Raw genomic sequence first — 16,295 nt, 5'->3', positions numbered from 1 at the left:
CGGCCCGGCACCCTTGCGCTGGATGTGGCCCGTGTAGTCACCTAACTCCTATGGGGAAGAGGAGCATTGCGTCACTGATCGCCGTCATCGCTGCGGGAGCCCTTGTGGCGGGGACGCCGAACCCACCCGCGCAGGCGGCCGCGCCGGACGCCGAGGGACCGGAGTCCACCGGCTCGTCCCGGGCGGACGCCGCCGACTCCGCCGACGTAGCCGACCGCTACCTGGACACGGTGACGATCCCTCAGCTGCAGGCACGCATGGCGGACGGATCGCTCACCTCGTCCGCGCTCACCCGTGCCTACCTGCGGCGGATCAAGACCGTCGACCCCAAGATCCACGCGGTCCTGCGCACCAACCCGAAGGCACTGGCGCAGGCGGCCGCCAGCGACGCCCGGCACAGGAACGGCCGCGCCCTCGGCCCGCTCGACGGCATCCCCGTGCTCCTCAAGGACAACGTGGACACCCGCGACATGCCGACGACCGCCGGGTCCCTCGCCCTGGCCGGGAGCCCGCCCGGCGGCGACGCCGCCCTCGTGACCCGGCTGAAGGACGCGGGCGCGGTCGTCCTGGGCAAGACCAACCTGTCCGAATGGGCCAACTTCCGGGCGGCGAAGCCCACGTCGGGGTGGTCGGCGGTCGGCGGCCAGACCCACAACCCCTTCGTGCTCGACCGCAACCCCTGCGGCTCGTCCTCCGGGTCGGCCGCCGCGCTCGCCGCCTCGCTGTCGCAGGTGGCCATCGGCACCGAGACGGACGGCTCCATCGTGTGCCCGGCGGGGATGAACGGCGTGGTCGGCCACAAGCCGAGCCTCGGCCTGGTGAGCCGGCGCGGCGTCGTGCCGATCTCCGCCGAGCAGGACACCGCGGGCCCCATGGCGCGCAACGTGGTCGACACCGCGCTCACCCTGTCGGTGCTCTCCGGCGGCGGCGCGCCCCGCCTCGGCAGCGCCCTCGGCCCGCTGAGTGACGGCGGGGCGCTCCACGGCGAGCTGCGCGGCAAGCGCATCGGACTGTGGCGGCTGCCTTCACTCGGCCCCGAGGTCGACGCCGTGATGACCCGGACCGTACGGAAGCTGCGCGCCGCCGGAGCCGAAGTCGTCGAGGTGACGCCCCCGTACCAGGCGCGGATCGCCGAACTCGAGTTCCCCGCGCTCCTCAGCGAGTTCCACCGGGACATCGACGCCTACCTCGGCACCCGCAAGGGCCCCCGCGACCTCGCCGCGCTCATCGAGTTCAACCGCACCCACCCCGGGGAGCAGACCTGCTTCGCCGGACAGGAACTCTTCGAGCAGGCCCTCGCGGCGCCGCCCACCACCGACCCGAAGTACCGCGCCATGCGCGCCGAGTTGAAGGACCTCGCCGGACGCTCCCTGGACGAGACCATGGCCGCCCATGACCTCGACGCCATCGCCGCGCCCACCAACCCGCCCGCCTGGACGACGGACTGCGGCCGGGGCGACAACGACATCATCCCGTCCTCCACGCCCGCGGCCGTCGCCGGATACCCGTCGCTTTCGGTCCCCGCGGGCCAGGTGAAGGAGCTGCCGGTCGGCCTGCTCCTGATGGCCGGCGACCGCCAGGACGCCGAACTGCTCTCGCTCGGGGCGGCGGTGGAGCGCCGCCTGAACGCCTGGCGGGCACCCCGGTACCTGCCGACGCTGGGTCGCTGACCCCCGCGTCCACCGCAGCGCAGGAGGCGCACGTCCTCCCCGCCGTCCACGGCCCCCGCGCGCCCGCTGCGCCTAGCGCACGGGGGCGGGGATCCGGCGTGGGAGGCGTGCGCCTTTGCCCGCCGCGCCCTTTCCGGCGATCCGCACCACCCTCTGCGTCCGACCGCCGTCGAGGCGGGGTTCCCCGCTGCCTTCCGGGACTGTTTGGCTAGCCCATGGAGCCCGTGCAGCCCGCACATCCCGGCCGCACATGCCGTCACGGCGCTGTCGCGCCGGCTCCGACCGCCCCGGACCCGTCCCCGACCGCAGCCGCCCGACGACCACGCCGCTGTCCCCGAAGCCACCCTCGCCCCGCAGCCGCTCGTGAGTCCGCACTGCGCGCTCACGTCGTGCTCAAGGCCCCAGCAGGACCACGACGTGGTCCAGAGGACGGCCCGGTGCGGCCCGCGCCTCCCACCCGTCCTCCCGCCCGCCCGCGGACGCCGTCCGCACGGGCCCGAGCGCGCTCACGCACGTCCGTGCCCGTCGGCTCACGTCGCCGTCCGCACGTCCCGTACGCCCGCAAGACGTCCACCGCGGCCACGCGCTGCCGCATCCGTTCCGTCCATTCCGTCTATTCCATCCATTCCGTCTATTCCGTCCATGCACCCGCGCACTTGTCCGTCCACGCACCTCCGCTCATGTCCGTCCACGTACAGGAGGCAATGTGACCACGTCCGAAAGCGCTGCCGGACCCAGCACCGAAGAAGGCGACGAGACCGCCGAGGCACAGCGGACCAGCCTCAGTACCCTCGCGGCGCGCCAGCTTGCCACGACCACCAAGTCCGAACCGCAGATGCAGGCCATCACCTCGCGATGGCTCCTGAAGATGCTGCCGTGGACGGACGTCAGGGGCGGCACCTACCGGGTCAACCGGCGCCTCCAGCTCAAGGTCGGCCGAGGGCGGGTGCAGTTCGAGCAGAACGGCGCCGACGACATCAAGGTCATCCCCGAGACTCTCACCGAACTGCCCGTCCTGCGCGGCTACTCCGACACCGGCGTCCTCAGGAAGATCGCCTCCCGCCTGCGGGTGCGGCAGGTGCGCGTGGGCGAGGTGCTCTTCGACGCCGGCCAGCCCGTCACCGAGGCCTACCTCGTCGTGCACGGCCGCTTCACCCGCTACGCCACCGGCAAGTTCGGCGAGGAAGAGGTCATCGGCGTCGTCACCGACGGCGACCAGATGGGCGACGAGGCCGTGGGCAGGCCCGACCCGCTCTGGCTCAGCTCGGTGCGGGCCGAGACGCCCGGCGTCGTCCTCGTGCTGCCCTGGGACTCCCTGCAGCAGATCGTGGAGGGCTCCCCCTCCCTCGCTGCGCACCTCGACGCCTACGCGCAGCGGCAGACCAAGCCCATGAACCGCAAGGGCGAGGCCGAAGTCCCCGTGCAAGCGGGACACGTCGGGGAGCCCACCCTCTCCGGCGGCTACGTCGACTACGAACTCGCCCCGCGCGAGTACGAACTGTCACTCACCCAGACGGTGTTGCGCATCCACACCCGCGTCGCCGACCTCTACAACAACCCGATGGACCAGACCGAGCAGCAGCTGCGCCTGACCATCGAGGAGATCCGCGAACGCCAGGAGTGGGAGCTGGTCAACAACCGCGAGTTCGGGCTGCTCCACAGCGTCGACTACGGCCAGCGCATCAGCACCTACACCGGCCCGCCCACCCCCGACGACCTCGACGAACTCCTCGCCATGCGCCGCAAGACCAAGCTGTTCCTGGCCCACCCCAAGGCGATCGCGGCGTTCTTCCGGCAGTGCAACAAGCGTGGCCTCGTGCCGGGCACGGCCACGGTCGACGGCCACGAGGTGCCCGCGTGGCGGGGCGTGCCGCTGTTCCCCTGCGGCAAGATCCCGATCAGCGAGGAGCACACCACCAGCATCATCGCGCTGCGCACCGGGGAGGCCGACCAGGGCGTCGTCGGCCTGCACCAGACGGGCATCCCCGAGGAGTACCAGCCGAGCCTCAACGTCCGGTTCATGGGCATCAACGAGGCCGCGATCATGCGGTATCTGGTCACCGCCTACTACTCGCTCGCCATCCTCGTCCCGGACGCCGCCGGGATCCTGGAGAACGTGCAGATCGGTCGGAGTACGGAGTGAGCGCACCGCCCGAGTCGGTCGAACCCCCGCAGCTCGCGTCGGCGGACCCACCGGTTCCCGCCGTCGGGCGGCCGACAACCCCCGCACCGCGGCAACAGAAGCAGCCGCAGCAACCGCCGCCCCGGCCGCCCTGGCGGCCGCCGGGCCCGCCGAACCTCGCCGGGTCGCTGCGCGCCACCCGCAGGGGCGGCCCGATCCCCGGCCTGCACCACCGGCCCGCCGTGCCCGCCGAACCCGGCAAGGTCGCCGAGGTCGACCGCAGGCTGGAGGCCTGGGCGCACGAGCACGACCTGTTCCCCGCGGCCTGGAAGGGCGACTTCGCGGGCTTCCAGTTCGGCCGGGCCGTGGTGCTCCAGCACCCGGGCGCCGTCGACGTGGAGCGCCTCACGGCCGCGGGCAAGCTGCTGCTCGCCGAGAACCTCGTCGACAGCTGCTACTGCGAGGCGGAGGAGGGCAGGGGCGGCACGCCGCGCGGCCTCGGCGGCCGCCTCGTCCTCGCCCAGGCGGCCATCGACCCGTTCCACGGCGCCCCCGAGGTGGAGGCGCAGTGGCGCCGCGGGATCCAGGCCGACGGGCCGCTCCGCTCGTACCACCAGGCCATGAAGGACTTCGCGGCCTTCGCCACGCCCAGCCAGAGCGACCGGTTCGTGCACGACATCGCCCGGTTGCACCTCGGCTACCTCGGCGAGGCCGCCTGGGCCGAGACCCGGTACGTGCCCAAGGTGTGGGAGTACCTGGTGATGCGGCAGTTCAACAACTTCCGCCCCTGCCTGTCGATCGTCGACGCCGTGGACGGCTACGAACTGCCCGAACAGGTCTACGCCCGACCGGAGATCCAGCGGATCACCGCGCTCGCCTGCAACGCCACGACCATCGTCAACGACCTGTACTCCTTCACCAAGGAGCTGGCCGGCGACCCCACCCACCTGAATCTGCCGCAGGCCATCGCCGCCAACGAACGCTGCGGCCTCAAAGCGGCGTACCTGAAGGCCGTGGAGATCCACAACGAGGTGATGGCGGCCTTCGAGGAGGAGTCCGCGGCCCTCGCGGCCACCTCACCGCTCGTCGAGCGCTACGCCAGGGGCCTCGCCGCCTGGGTGGCGGGCAACCACGAGTGGCACGCCACCAACACCCACCGCTACCACCTGCCCAACTACTGGTGAATCCCGTCACCGGCGGTTCCGTCCGCCCGACCCGTCGTCCCCCGCACCAAGAGGAGTCCCTGTTGACCATTGCCGACGCCCGGCCCACCGCCGCACCGGTGCCCGCCCAGTCGACCTACCAGAACCGTGTCGCGGACTACTGGAACGCCGAGGAGAACCCGGTCAATCTCGAACTCGGGAGGATCGACGACCTCTACCACCACCACTACGGCATCGGGGAGGCCGACACGACCGTCCTCGATGTGAGCGACCCCGCCGAGCGGCAGGAGCGGATCACCGCCGAACTGCACCGCCTCGAACAGGCCCAGGCCGACCTGCTCGCCTCCCACCTCGGCCCCCTCACCCCCGCGGACCGGGTCTTCGACGCGGGCTGCGGGCGCGGGGGCGGCTCCGTCGTGGCCCATCTGCGCTACGACTGCTACGCCGACGGCGTCACGCTCTCGGAGAAGCAGGCCCACTTCGCGGGCGAGCAGGCCCGCAAGCGCCACATCGACGACAAGGTTCGCTACCACCACCTGAACATGCTCGACACCGGCTTCCCGACCGGTGCGTTCGCCGCGTCGTGGAACAACGAGTCCACGATGTACGTCGAGTTGGAGCTCCTGTTCGCCGAACACGCCAGGCTGCTGCGCCGCGGCGGCCGCTATGTGACGATCACCGGCTGCTACAACGACACCTACGGGCAGGCGTCCCGCGAGGTGTCCCTCATCAACGCCCACTACATCTGCGACATCCACCCGCGCTCGGAGTACTTCCGCGCGATGGCGCGCAATCGTCTCGTACCGGTGCACGTCGAGGACCTGACGGCGGCCGCCATGCCCTATTGGGAGCTGCGGCAGCAGGCCGACCACCTGGTGACGGGAATCGAAGAAACGTTCCTGAACGCCTACCGCAACGGCAGCTTCCAGTATCTGCTGATCGTCGCCGACCGCGTGTGACGCGCGGCGCGAGCAGGTCCTGACCGAGCGGCGCGAGAAGGTCGGGCCCCCGCGGGGGCCCGACCTGTGGTGCGTTGTGGTGCGGCGCGCGGAAGGCTAGTGGGCGGTGTTCGAGGCCCAGACCGCGCGACTGCCGTCGTAGATGACGACGTTGCCGTCGTCCTGCACGACCAGGCGGGAACCAGGGCGCCCCGCGGTGTTGGAGGCCCAGACCGGCGCTCCGCTGCGGGTGTAGACGACGAAGTTGCCGTCCTCCTGCAGGCGGGCGGTCCAGCCCTTGCCGACCGTGCGCGAGGCCCATCTGGCGCGGTTGAACTCGTCGTAGACCACGAGGTTGCCGTCGGACTGCATGACCAGTCTGGCCGTGTCGGAGCTGACGGACTCGTTGTGGTTGAGGGTGAAGGGGGCGTAGCGCACTTGATCCGAGAGGATTCCCGCCTGTGCCCTGCCGCTTGTGGCGGAGGTGTGGTCGGTGGGAGCCGCACTCGCCTGGCCGACGAGGGCCATCGAAGCGAGTGCGGCGGTTACGAGAAACGTGCCGGCTTTCTTCCCCACGAAAGGAACTCCTTGAGTCAGGCAGTTCTTCCAGCGGTGCCCTGTCGGGCGCCGCATCCGGACGATGTCATCGCTTTCATGCCGGAAGGAAAGACTCCGTGGCGGTTGGCGGTTTGATGTCCTTCGATGACCGGAAAATGCGGGATGGGAAATGCGCCGCCGATAGGGGGAAGGGGCCGATATTCTGCTTCCCGGCAGGGCGTGGTTCCGACAGGATCAGCCGGACTGGTCGGCCCTGGGGGCGAATTCCCCTTCTGAGGAGGACGCGTGCGTAAAAGAGCGCTGGCCAGTATGGCTGCACTTGTCATGACCCTGATGATGCCGACAGTCGCGAGTGCGGCGGAAACCCAGTTCACGAAGGTCCCGGGCGTCGAGGGTCTGTACCGGGTCACCGGAACCGACGGTGACAGGGCCGCGCGCGACGCGTACGACCGGTGTGGCGCGGGGACCTGCTTCTTCCAGCACTACAACGGCGAGGGACTGTTCTGGGTCGTGCCGAGCTGCGGCCGCCACCACCTCCCCGGCTATCTCGACGGGAAGACCACCTCGGCCTGGAACAGGACGCCGACCACCATCATCCTGTACGACGGCACCTACACCGGGCGTCTGGGCCCGCTCCCGGGCTGGTTCAAGGGCAATCTCCACCCCGACCACGACAACAAGTTGAGCTCGGTCGACGCGGCCTGCTGAGCCATCCGGACACGAAGAACGTCCAGGTCGACCGAGCCCGGTCGACCTGGACGTCCGTGGTTCCGGCTGACGTCAACGATCCATCGACGTCAGGGATGCCTCAGGCGAGGTCGAACCGGTCGAGGTCCATGACCTTGCCCCACGCGGCGGCGAAGTCGCGTGCGAACTTCTCCTTCGCGTCGTCGCTCGCGTAGACCTCCGCGAGCGCGCGCAGCTCGGAGTTCGAGCCGAAGACCAGGTCGGCGCGGGTGCCGGTCCACTTGACCGCGCCGCTCGCGTCGCGGCCCTCGAACTCGTCCTGCGCCGAGGACGTCGACTTCCACGTCGTCCCCAGGTCGAGCAGGTTGACGAAGAAGTCGTTGGTCAGCGTGCCCGGCCTGTCGGTGAGGACGCCGTGCTTGGACTGCCCGTGGTTGGCCCCGAGGACCCGCAGACCGCCGACGAGGACGGTCATCTCGGGGGCGCTCAGGGTCAGCAGGTTCGCCTTGTCGATCAGCAGGTACTCGGCGGGGAGGCGGTTGCCCTTGCCGACGTAGTTGCGGAAGCCGTCGGCGGCGGGCTCCAGCGCGTCGAACGACTCGATGTCCGTCTGCTCCTGGGTGGCGTCGACACGGCCCGGCGAGAACGGCACCTGGACCTCGACGCCGCCGTCCTTGGCCGCCTTCTCGACGGCCGCGGTGCCCGCGAGGACGATCAGGTCGGCCAGCGAGACCTGCTTGCCGCCCGCGGAGTCGAACGCCTCCTTGACGCCCTGGAGGGTGCGCAGGACCTGGGCGAGGTCGTCCGGGTTGTTGACCTCCCAGTTGCGCTGCGGCTCCAGGGCGATGCGGGCGCCGTTGGCGCCGCCGCGCTTGTCGCTGCCGCGGAAGGACGAGGCCGCGGCCCAGGCCGTGGAGACGAGCTGGGCGACCGTGAGGCCGGAGCCGAGGATCCGCTCCTTGAGGTCCGCGATGTCGGCGGCGTCGATGACCTCACCGGTGCGCGCGGGCAGCGGGTCCTGCCACAGCAGTTCCTCGGCGGGGACCTCCGGGCCGAGGTAGCGGGCGACCGGGCCCATGTCACGGTGCGTCAGCTTGTACCAGGCGCGGGCGAACGCGTCCGCGAACTCCTCCGGGTTCTCGTAGAAGCGACGCGAGATCGGCTCGTAGATCGGGTCGAAGCGCAGCGAGAGGTCCGTCGTGAGCATCGTCGGGAGGTGCTTCTTCGACGGGTCGAACGCGTCCGGGATGATCGCCTCGGCGTTCTTCGCCACCCACTGGTTGGCGCCGGCCGGGCTCTGGGTGAGCTCGTACTCGTACTCGAAGAGGTTCTTGAAGAAGTGGTTGCTCCACTGGGTCGGCGTCTCGGTCCAGGTGACCTCGAGGCCGGAGGTGATGGCGTCCTTGCCGACGCCCGTGTTGTACGTGCTCTTCCAGCCGAGGCCCTGCTGCTCCATCGGGGCGGCCTCGGGGTCGTTGCCGACGTTGTCCGCGGGGCCCGCGCCGTGGGTCTTGCCGAAGGTGTGGCCACCGGCGATGAGGGCGACGGTCTCCTCGTCGTTCATCGCCATGCGGCGGAACGTCTCGCGGATGTCGCGGGCCGCGGCGATCGGGTCCGGGTTGCCGTTGGGACCCTCGGGGTTGACGTAGATGAGGCCCATCTGGACCGCGCCGAGCGGGTTCTCCAGCTCGCGGTCGCCGGTGTAGCGGGCGTCGCCGAGCCACTCGGTCTCGGGGCCCCAGTAGACGTCCTCCTCCGGCTCCCACACGTCCTCGCGGCCACCGGCGAAGCCGAAGGTCTTGAAGCCCATCGTCTCCAGGGCGACGTTGCCGGTGAGGACCATCAGGTCGGCCCAGGAGATGTTCTTGCCGTACTTCTTCTTGACCGGCCACAGCAGGCGGCGGGCCTTGTCGAGGCTGGCGTTGTCCGGCCAGCTGTTGAGCGGCGCGAAGCGCTGCTGGCCGGCACCGGCGCCGCCGCGGCCGTCGCTGATGCGGTAGGTGCCCGCGCTGTGCCAGGCCATTCGGATCATCAGCGGGCCGTAGTTGCCGAAGTCGGCGGGCCACCAGTCCTGCGACGTGGTGAGCACCTCGGCGATGTCCCGCTTGACGGCCGGGAGGTCGAGGGAGTTGAACGCCTCGGCGTAGTCGAAGTCCTCACCGAGCGGGTTGGCCACGGCGGGGTTCTTGGCGAGGATCTTCAGATTCAGCCGGTCCGCCCACCACTGGCGGTTGCCGCCGCCCTGCGTGGGGTGCGGCGCACGGCCATGGGCGACCGGGCAGCCTCCGCCCTCCTCGACCTTCGCGTCGGTGACGATTGCGTCCGGGTTCTCAGCCATGGGAAGCCTTTCGAACTGAGTGAATCGTGGTGCTGGAGGACTGCGCGGTGAGACAGCCGGGGCGGCGCCCCACAGGGGGGCGAGTCGACCGAAACGGACTGGCCCGCTCCCTTGGTCATCGTAGGAAACCGATCCTACGATGGACGCTGTCCAGGTCAAGAAGCTCAACTGATTCATATTGATTCAGAATCCGTACGAGTGCCGGTAAACTCGGCGTACGCCACCGAGCCTGAATGGGTGAACCGATATGAGCGACCTGCTGGAGCGACTGCGAGGGCGTGGCTGGCGGGTGACCTCCCAGCGGCGTGTCGTCGCGGAGGTCCTCGACGGCGACCACGTGCATCTGACGGCCGACGAGGTGCACGCCCGCGCGGCGCACCTGCTGCCGGAGATCTCCCGGGCGACCGTCTACAACACCCTGGGCGAGATGGTGTCCCTCGGCGAGGTCATGGAGGTCTCCACCGACGGCCGCGCCAAGCGCTACGACCCCAACGCCCACCGCCCGCACCAGCACTTGGTGTGTTCCGCCTGCGGCGCCATCCGCGACGTCCACCCGAGCGGCGACCCCCTCGCCGACCTGCCGCAGGAGCAGCGCTTCGGCTTCACGGTGTCGCAGGTCGAGGTCACCTACCGGGGCCTGTGCCCCTCCTGCACTCAGCTCTGAGGACACCGCCGCACTGTGGCCGGAATTGACATCTGACGAGGCTTCGATTCCGGCTGATACTCAGGCCCGGGCGATCCGCCCCGCATCCCCACGTCCGGAGGCCGCTGATGCACCAGACCAGTGTTCCGACCACCGCCGTGCTCACCGCCTGGCTCTCGGGTGCCGAGAGCGCGTACGGCCAGGCGAACCCCGCCGGGCCGCTGTACGTCGGCGGCACCGCCGCCGAGGCCGCGCTCACCGACCCGAGCGACTCCCTCTACGGCTTCTGCTCCAGCCCGAGCGGCTCGCACGGCAGTTGGTGCTGCTGACCGACGAAGCGGGCGTGGGGGACCGCGCGTGACGTCGCGTGCCCGGGCTTCCCGCGCGGTTCCTCGCGCCCTGTCGTCCGCGATGCCTTCCTAGGCGTCGCTGGTGTCTGCAGGGCGGTCGTCGGACAAGGGGCTGGTGGACGGTGAGCGGATCCGCGGCGGGGCACAGATCCGGGCAGGCGGGGGACAGACCTGAGCAGCGGCACGAAGCGGACTGGTTCGCCCAGCCGGTACGCGCCATCGCCCGCCCCTGGCACGACGAGCTGGCCCGGCGCCTCGCCGCCGTGGACACGCTCGGCCGCGCCGAACAGGACGTGATCCTCGGGGCCGGGCACACCTCCCTGCTGCGCTCCCTGCACGCCAAGCTGTCCCGCCTGTTCCTGATCGAACTGCACGCGCTGCGCATGACCACCCCCGGTGGGCGCGCCGACGCGGGCGCCGGTGCCGGATCCGACACGGAGACCTGGACCGCGTTCATCGCGGAGGCGTGCCAGGAGGGTTACGTCGACGGCCTCGCCGAGCGCTATCCGACCCTCGGCGCGCGGATCGCGGCGGTGGCCCGGCTGTCCGTCGCCGCGACGGCGGGCTTCGCCGAACGGCTCGGCGCCGACCGTGAACTGCTGCGGCCCCTCGTCGGCGGGCCCGTGGGGGAGTTGCGCGCCGTCGCGTTCGGCGCGGGAGACAGCCACCGGGGCGGCCTGACCGTCAGCCGGGTCGACTTCGCCGCCGGAAGCGTCATGTACAAGCCGCGTCCGTCCGGCATCGACGTCGCCCTGGGCGCGCTCCTGGACGAGCTGTTCGCGGACTTCCCGGGCGCCCCGGCGCCGGAGCACCGCATCCGGGTGCCGCGCACCCTGGCACGCGAGGGGTACGGCTGGGCCGAGTTCGTCCACCACCGCTACTGTGCCGCCGACGCCGACTTCGCCGCGTTCTACCGGAACGTCGGCCACTGGCTCGCCGTGCTGCGCTTCACCGGCGGCACCGACATGCACGCCGAGAACATGATCGCCGCGGGCCCGGTGCCGGTGATCGTGGACGGCGAGACGCTGTTCGACGCCCCCGCCCCGTTCCCGCCCAGCGGCCAGGGCGACGCGGTCGACGTGGCGGCGGCCGCGATCCGCCGCACCGTCCTGCGCACCGGACTGCTGCCCGTGCGCGGCACCGGCTTCGCGCTCGCGGGAGTGGACATCTCCGGCGTCGGGGCACTGCCCGGCCAGCAGCCGCTGATCCCGAACCCGGTGATCGCCGACGGCGGCACCGCGGCGGCCCGCTTCGAGGTCGACCTGGTGGCCATGCCCACCGCGGGCAACCACCCCAGCCCCACACCGGTGCTGAGCGCGTACTGGGACCGGATCCTGGCCGGGTTCCAGGAGATGACCGCGCACCTGCGCCGACCGGGCACCGACCCGCACCGACTGCTCCGCCGGTTCGAGGGCAGCCGGGCACGGCGCATCCTGCGGCCCACACAGGCCTACGTCGACATCGGCCGGATGCTGTGGCACCCGGCCTCCCTGCACGACGAGTCGGCGGCCGTCGAGCGCGCTCGCGACATCCTGCGCCGCAACGCCGAGGTGCTGCCCGGCGCGCCGGCGGAGAGCGCGGCCATCGACGCCGAGATCGCCGATCTGCTGGTCGGGGACGTACCGATGTTCAGCTTCACCGTGGACGAGGCCGCGATCGGGGCCACGGTCGCGGACTGGCGCGACGCCGATCTGGCGCTGGAGGAATCGGTGATCCAGGACGCGCTGGTGGGCGCGTACCTCAATGAGCGTTCGCTGCCCGCGCGCGTGCAGGCGGCGGCCGATCGGCCGCACGCGCGGGACCGGGAGCGGCGCCGCCGGGCGCTGGCCGCGCAGATGGTGCGACGGCTGTGCGACGGGGCGGTGCGCGGCGACGACGGCACGGTCACGTGGATCAGTCCGGTGTTCACGCCCGCGGGCTGGTCGATCAGGGTGCTGCCTGCCGACCTCTACACCGGCCAGGGCGGGGTGGCGTTGACGCTCGCGGAGTACGTGAGCGAGGTGCGGGCGGGGCGGGCGGATCCGGTGCCGGGCGTCGCCGAGACGTTCGAGGGGGCGTTGCGGGTCCTTCGCGCCACGGAGGACCGGACGGCCACGCCGTCGGCGGGGGCGTTCAGCGGTGCGGCGTCGCAGGTGTGGACGTGGCTGGCGCTGCACCGGGTCGTGGGGGAGGGCCGGCTCCTTGAGCGCGCCGAGGCGCGGGCCGAACTGCTCGCCCCGGGGAAGCGGTTGGTCGAGGACGACGTCGAGGTGGACCTCCTGAACGGGGTCGCGGGCGCCCTCGTCCCGCTGCTCGACCTGGCGGAGGCGACGGGGCAGGACCGGTGGCTGGCCGCCGCCGCGCACATCGGGCGCCGTCTCGGGGGCCTGGCCGCGGTCGAGGGGGACGGCGCGCGCTGGACGACGCGGCTCAACCCCGAGGGCATCGGCGGCTTCGCCCACGGCGCCACCGGCATCGGCTGGGCGCTGACCAGGCTCGCTCTCAGCGACGCGGGTACGGCGGTCGAGCGGGACGGCTGGCGGCGGCTCGCTGAACGGGCCTTCGCCTTCCAGGAGTCCCTGTACCGGCCCGCGGACGGCAACTGGCTCGATGTGCGCGTCGGCGCCGAGGAGGACTACTTCACGAGCTGGTGCCACGGCAGCGCGGGAATCGGCGTCGGCATGCTCGATCTGCACCGGCGCACGGGTGATCCGGTGCACCTGGACATGGTCCGCCGTGCCGCGTGTGCCTGTGCGGCGGAGGGCTTCGGCTGGAGCCACACCCTGTGCCACGGCGACCTCGGCCTCTGGGAATTCCTCACGTCCGTGGACTTCGACAGGGTGTCCGACGTGGACTTCGGCAGTGTCTTGGACCTCGACGGTGAAATCCTCACCGGCCTCGAACAGCGTGGCCCGGTCGGCGGTTTGGCGCGTGAGGCGTTCTCTCCGAGCCTCATGTCGGGTCTTTCGGGCGTCTTGCACACACTGTTGCGCATGCACCATGAGGCGGCACTGCCGAACCCTCTTCTCCTCGACTGATCTCACGGTTACGAGGACTTCCAGGGAAAGATTTGACTTGTGATCCATGTCACATACCGCCCGTAAAAGATCTTGGTCTGGCATATCCACACAGCTGTTTGGTTGTGGCACGATGCCAACGGATTGCCCAGGGTCGAACTAACCGATTGCGAAACGTTCGACGTAGGTCCCGTCTTGTTGAGAACGACTTGTTGATGGTGTTGGCTTGACGTAATTCGGGGGATGCGAGAGTGCCTTCTATCATTGTTGTCGGATACCGCGACGACCTTGACCGCGCGGTGCGGAGTCGCGGTTTGGATCCCTACTACATCGTGCAGGCGCCGATGAACCCGCCACCAGGGCGCAGGTTCACGCGTGTCTCTGACATGGAGAACGCCCAGGAATTGCTGAGAGCGGTGCTCTCCGCGCGCATCAGTGATGTGGCCGGCGTGCTGAGCGTGCATGAGATGGGCGTTTTCGGGGCGGCGTATCTGCGGCAACAGTTGAACCTGCCCGGGAACACGGACTCGAGGACGGCCCTTTATTTCCGGGACAAGTACCTGCAGAAGAGCGCGCTGCCGGACGACGTCAGGCGTGCGCGGTGCCGGTATGTACCTCAGGGAACTTCTTTCGCCGAGCTCGTCGGTGAGTTGGGTGAGGTCTTCGTCGTCAAACCCGCGACCGGGGCGGGGTCTCTGCGTACGGAGATCGTGCGCACCCCGGACGAATACGCGCGAGCCCTCTCGGAGCTGCTGCCGAACGAGTCGGACGTGGGTGTGGTCGCCGAGTCGTTCGTCGACGCCCGGGAAGTCTATTTGGACGGCATCTGGGAGGGCGGTGCTCTTCGCTGGTCGTCGCTGAGCAGCAATCACATCTCGCCGCTCAGCGCCGTGAAGGGAGGTGTCCTCGCCGCGCACGTCCTCGACCGGAGGCGCCAGCCGGAGCTGTTCCGGCAGGCGGATACGCTCGCCCGGCGTGTGCTCGCCGGCCTCGGCGCACCGGACTGCGTCTTCCACATGGAGACGTTCGTCGAGGAGTCGGGGCTGACGCTGGGCGAGTGCGCGATCCGGCTCCCGGGGGCGCTGTCTCCGGACGTCAACCAATTGACGTTCGGCGTCGACCTCCTCGACGCCGAGATCAGCCTCGCGCTCGGGGAGCGGTTCACTCAGGATCTGGACGTCACGGCACCTGACCGCTTCTACGGCTACATCCTGCTGCGTCGCTCCCACGCCCTGACCCAGGAGGACTTCGAGCGCGCCTTCACCTTCGACGAGATCGACTATCCCTCGTCGCCGGACGCTCCGCTCGGGCCGTACGGCCGTGTCGGGCAGGCCGTCGTGTCCGACGAGGACGAGCTGCAACTGCAGAAGACCATCGAGGACATCGTGCGCTTCAACGAGCTCGGCTGACCTGGCGAAGAGCCGCCAGGCCGGCCCTGCGGAAACATCGCGGCAGGCTGCATTCGGGGGAGACGAGAAATGCCGACAATGATCGTCATCGGGTACCGGGAGGATCTCGACCGGGCGCTGCGGCGCCGGGGCCTGGACCCCTACTACATCGTGCAGGCCCCGGCGATCCCGCCGCCCGGGCGAAGGCGCACGCGCGTCGCCGACATGGAGAACGTCCAGGAAGTCCTGCGGGCCGTGCTCGCCGCGCGCCTCCACGATGTGGCCGGTGTGCTGAGCGTGCACGAGATGGGCGTGTTCGGGGCGGCCTGTCTGCGGCAGCAGCTCGGCCTTCCCGGCAACCGGGACGCGAGGACGGCTCTGTACTTCCGGGACAAGTACCTGCAGAAGAGCGCGCTGCCGCCGCAGATCAAGCGGGCGCGTTGCCGATACGTCACCCCGGGCACCTCGCACGCGGACCTCGTCGACGAGCTGGGTGACGTCTTCGTCGTCAAACCGGCGACCGGCGCCGGTTCCCGGCGGACGAATGTCGTGCGTTCCCCGGAGGAGTTCGCGCGAGCCGTCGAAGTGCTTCCTGGGCAGTCGGACGTACAGATCGTCGCCGAGTCCTTCATCGACGCGCCGGAAGTCTATATGGACGGTATCTGGACCGACGGCGATCTCCTGTGGTCGTCGATGACCCGCTATCACCTCTCACCGCTGAGTGCGGAACACGGCGCCGTGCTTGCCGCACACATCCTCGACGAACGACGGCACACAGCGCTTTTCCGGCGGACGGAGGAAATCGCCCGACAGACGCTCTCCCACTTGGGCGCGCCCGACTGCGTCTTCCACTTGGAAGTGTTCGTCGAGGAAACCGGGCCGACCTTCGGCGAGTGCGCCATCCGGCTGCCGGGGGCGCTGTCTCCGGACGTCAACCAATTGACGTTCGGCGTCGATCTCTTCGACACCGAGATCAGCCTCGCGCTCGGAGAGAAACCGGACCGGTCCGTGGGCCACAGCGCGCCGGAGCGTTTCCACGGCTATCTCCTGCTGCGTCGCCCCGAGGGAAACACCCTCACGCAAGAGGACTTCGAGCGTCATTTCGCCTTCGACGAGATCCAGTACTCGTCGTCGCCCGACACTCCACTCGGCCCGTACGGCTGCGTCGGAAAGGCGATCGTGTCCGACCCGGACGAACTGAAGCTGCGGCAGCGGATCGAGGACATCGTGCGCTTCAACGAGCTCGGCTGACGCCGGGGCTCACACCAGCGCCCCCGCCCGCGCCCCTTCCCCGTACGCATTCACCCCCACCCCCTCCGCACGTATTGACCACCTCCTCCTCATGCGAATTCACCACGTCTTCCTCGTTCGGCTTCGCCATCCCTGAAGAACCCCGTCGTGATGGAAATCCAGGGCCGTTTTCCGACCCTTCTGATCGGAGG

General features: G+C 70.2%; 12 protein-coding genes. 10 read left to right on the top strand and 2 right to left on the bottom strand.

Features of this window, described 5'->3' with window-relative positions:
- Window positions 1–50 precede the first annotated feature (50 nt).
- The 4 genes from QUY26_RS00855 to QUY26_RS00840 all read left to right on the top strand — a co-directional run bounded on the left by QUY26_RS00855 (window position 51) and on the right by QUY26_RS00840 (window position 5,914).
- Window positions 51–1,670 (top strand): amidase, encoded by a 1,620-nt coding sequence (locus tag QUY26_RS00855; RefSeq protein WP_289943159.1) that lies wholly within the window; start codon window positions 51–53, stop codon window positions 1,668–1,670.
- A 706-nt stretch (window positions 1,671–2,376) separates the two neighbouring features.
- Window positions 2,377–3,813: a family 2B encapsulin nanocompartment shell protein gene (locus QUY26_RS00850; protein ID WP_289943158.1), complete on the top strand. Its 1,437-nt coding sequence runs from the start codon at window positions 2,377–2,379 to the stop codon at window positions 3,811–3,813.
- Between the two features lie 167 nt (window positions 3,814–3,980).
- Window positions 3,981–4,976 (top strand): family 2 encapsulin nanocompartment cargo protein terpene cyclase, encoded by a 996-nt coding sequence (locus QUY26_RS00845; protein WP_289955361.1) that lies wholly within the window; start codon window positions 3,981–3,983, stop codon window positions 4,974–4,976.
- Window positions 4,977–5,038: 62 nt separating this feature from the next.
- Window positions 5,039–5,914: a geranyl diphosphate 2-C-methyltransferase gene (locus tag QUY26_RS00840; RefSeq protein ID WP_289943157.1), complete on the top strand. Its 876-nt coding sequence runs from the start codon at window positions 5,039–5,041 to the stop codon at window positions 5,912–5,914.
- 96 nt (window positions 5,915–6,010) lie between these two features.
- On the opposite strand, the gene QUY26_RS00835 is transcribed toward QUY26_RS00840, so the two are convergent.
- Window positions 6,011–6,469: a hypothetical protein gene (locus QUY26_RS00835; RefSeq protein ID WP_289943156.1), complete on the bottom strand. Its 459-nt coding sequence runs from the start codon at window positions 6,467–6,469 to the stop codon at window positions 6,011–6,013.
- 291 nt (window positions 6,470–6,760) lie between these two features.
- On the opposite strand from QUY26_RS00835, the gene QUY26_RS00830 reads away from it, so the two are divergent.
- A complete protein-coding gene (locus tag QUY26_RS00830; protein ID WP_289943155.1) occupies window positions 6,761–7,159 on the top strand; it encodes a peptidase inhibitor family I36 protein in 399 nt (132 codons plus the stop codon).
- A gap of 100 nt (window positions 7,160–7,259) precedes the next feature.
- Here QUY26_RS00830 and katG read toward each other — a convergent pair whose 3' ends face one another.
- Window positions 7,260–9,476: a catalase/peroxidase HPI gene (katG, locus tag QUY26_RS00825; RefSeq protein WP_289943154.1), complete on the bottom strand. Its 2,217-nt coding sequence runs from the start codon at window positions 9,474–9,476 to the stop codon at window positions 7,260–7,262.
- Window positions 9,477–9,723: 247 nt separating this feature from the next.
- On the opposite strand from katG, the gene QUY26_RS00820 reads away from it, so the two are divergent.
- The 5 genes from QUY26_RS00820 (at window position 9,724) to QUY26_RS00800 (ending at window position 16,104) form a co-directional block, all read left to right on the top strand.
- Window positions 9,724–10,140 (top strand): Fur family transcriptional regulator, encoded by a 417-nt coding sequence (locus QUY26_RS00820; protein ID WP_289943153.1) that lies wholly within the window; start codon window positions 9,724–9,726, stop codon window positions 10,138–10,140.
- Window positions 10,141–10,247: 107 nt separating this feature from the next.
- Complete coding sequence (locus QUY26_RS00815; RefSeq protein ID WP_289943152.1) at window positions 10,248–10,448, top strand: DUF6229 family protein; 201 nt, start codon at window positions 10,248–10,250, stop codon at window positions 10,446–10,448.
- 143 nt (window positions 10,449–10,591) lie between these two features.
- The gene (locus tag QUY26_RS00810) at window positions 10,592–13,486 is read left to right on the top strand and encodes a type 2 lanthipeptide synthetase LanM family protein (RefSeq protein WP_289943151.1); all 2,895 of its coding nucleotides are present in this window, start codon (window positions 10,592–10,594) and stop codon (window positions 13,484–13,486) included.
- Window positions 13,487–13,716: 230 nt separating this feature from the next.
- Complete coding sequence (locus QUY26_RS00805; protein ID WP_289943150.1) at window positions 13,717–14,874, top strand: ATP-grasp domain-containing protein; 1,158 nt, start codon at window positions 13,717–13,719, stop codon at window positions 14,872–14,874.
- Between the two features lie 69 nt (window positions 14,875–14,943).
- Window positions 14,944–16,104: an ATP-grasp domain-containing protein gene (locus tag QUY26_RS00800; RefSeq protein ID WP_289943149.1), complete on the top strand. Its 1,161-nt coding sequence runs from the start codon at window positions 14,944–14,946 to the stop codon at window positions 16,102–16,104.
- Window positions 16,105–16,295 lie beyond the last annotated feature (191 nt).

Source organism: Streptomyces flavofungini (assembly GCF_030388665.1).
Lineage (GTDB): Bacteria > Actinomycetota > Actinomycetes > Streptomycetales > Streptomycetaceae > Streptomyces > Streptomyces flavofungini_A.
The sequence above is the reverse complement of the archived record's forward strand: the minus strand, read 5'-3'. Positions and strand labels throughout refer to the sequence as shown.

Coding starts and splice junctions, on each gene's coding strand:
- QUY26_RS00815 (WP_289943152.1), top strand. CDS start 10,248: ATGCACCAGACCAGTGTTCCGACCACCGCCGTGCTCACCGCCTGGCTC.
- QUY26_RS00820 (WP_289943153.1), top strand. CDS start 9,724: ATGAGCGACCTGCTGGAGCGACTGCGAGGGCGTGGCTGGCGGGTGACC.
- QUY26_RS00800 (WP_289943149.1), top strand. CDS start 14,944: ATGCCGACAATGATCGTCATCGGGTACCGGGAGGATCTCGACCGGGCG.
- katG (WP_289943154.1), bottom strand. CDS start 9,476: ATGGCTGAGAACCCGGACGCAATCGTCACCGACGCGAAGGTCGAGGAG.
- QUY26_RS00855 (WP_289943159.1), top strand. CDS start 51: ATGGGGAAGAGGAGCATTGCGTCACTGATCGCCGTCATCGCTGCGGGA.
- QUY26_RS00830 (WP_289943155.1), top strand. CDS start 6,761: ATGGCTGCACTTGTCATGACCCTGATGATGCCGACAGTCGCGAGTGCG.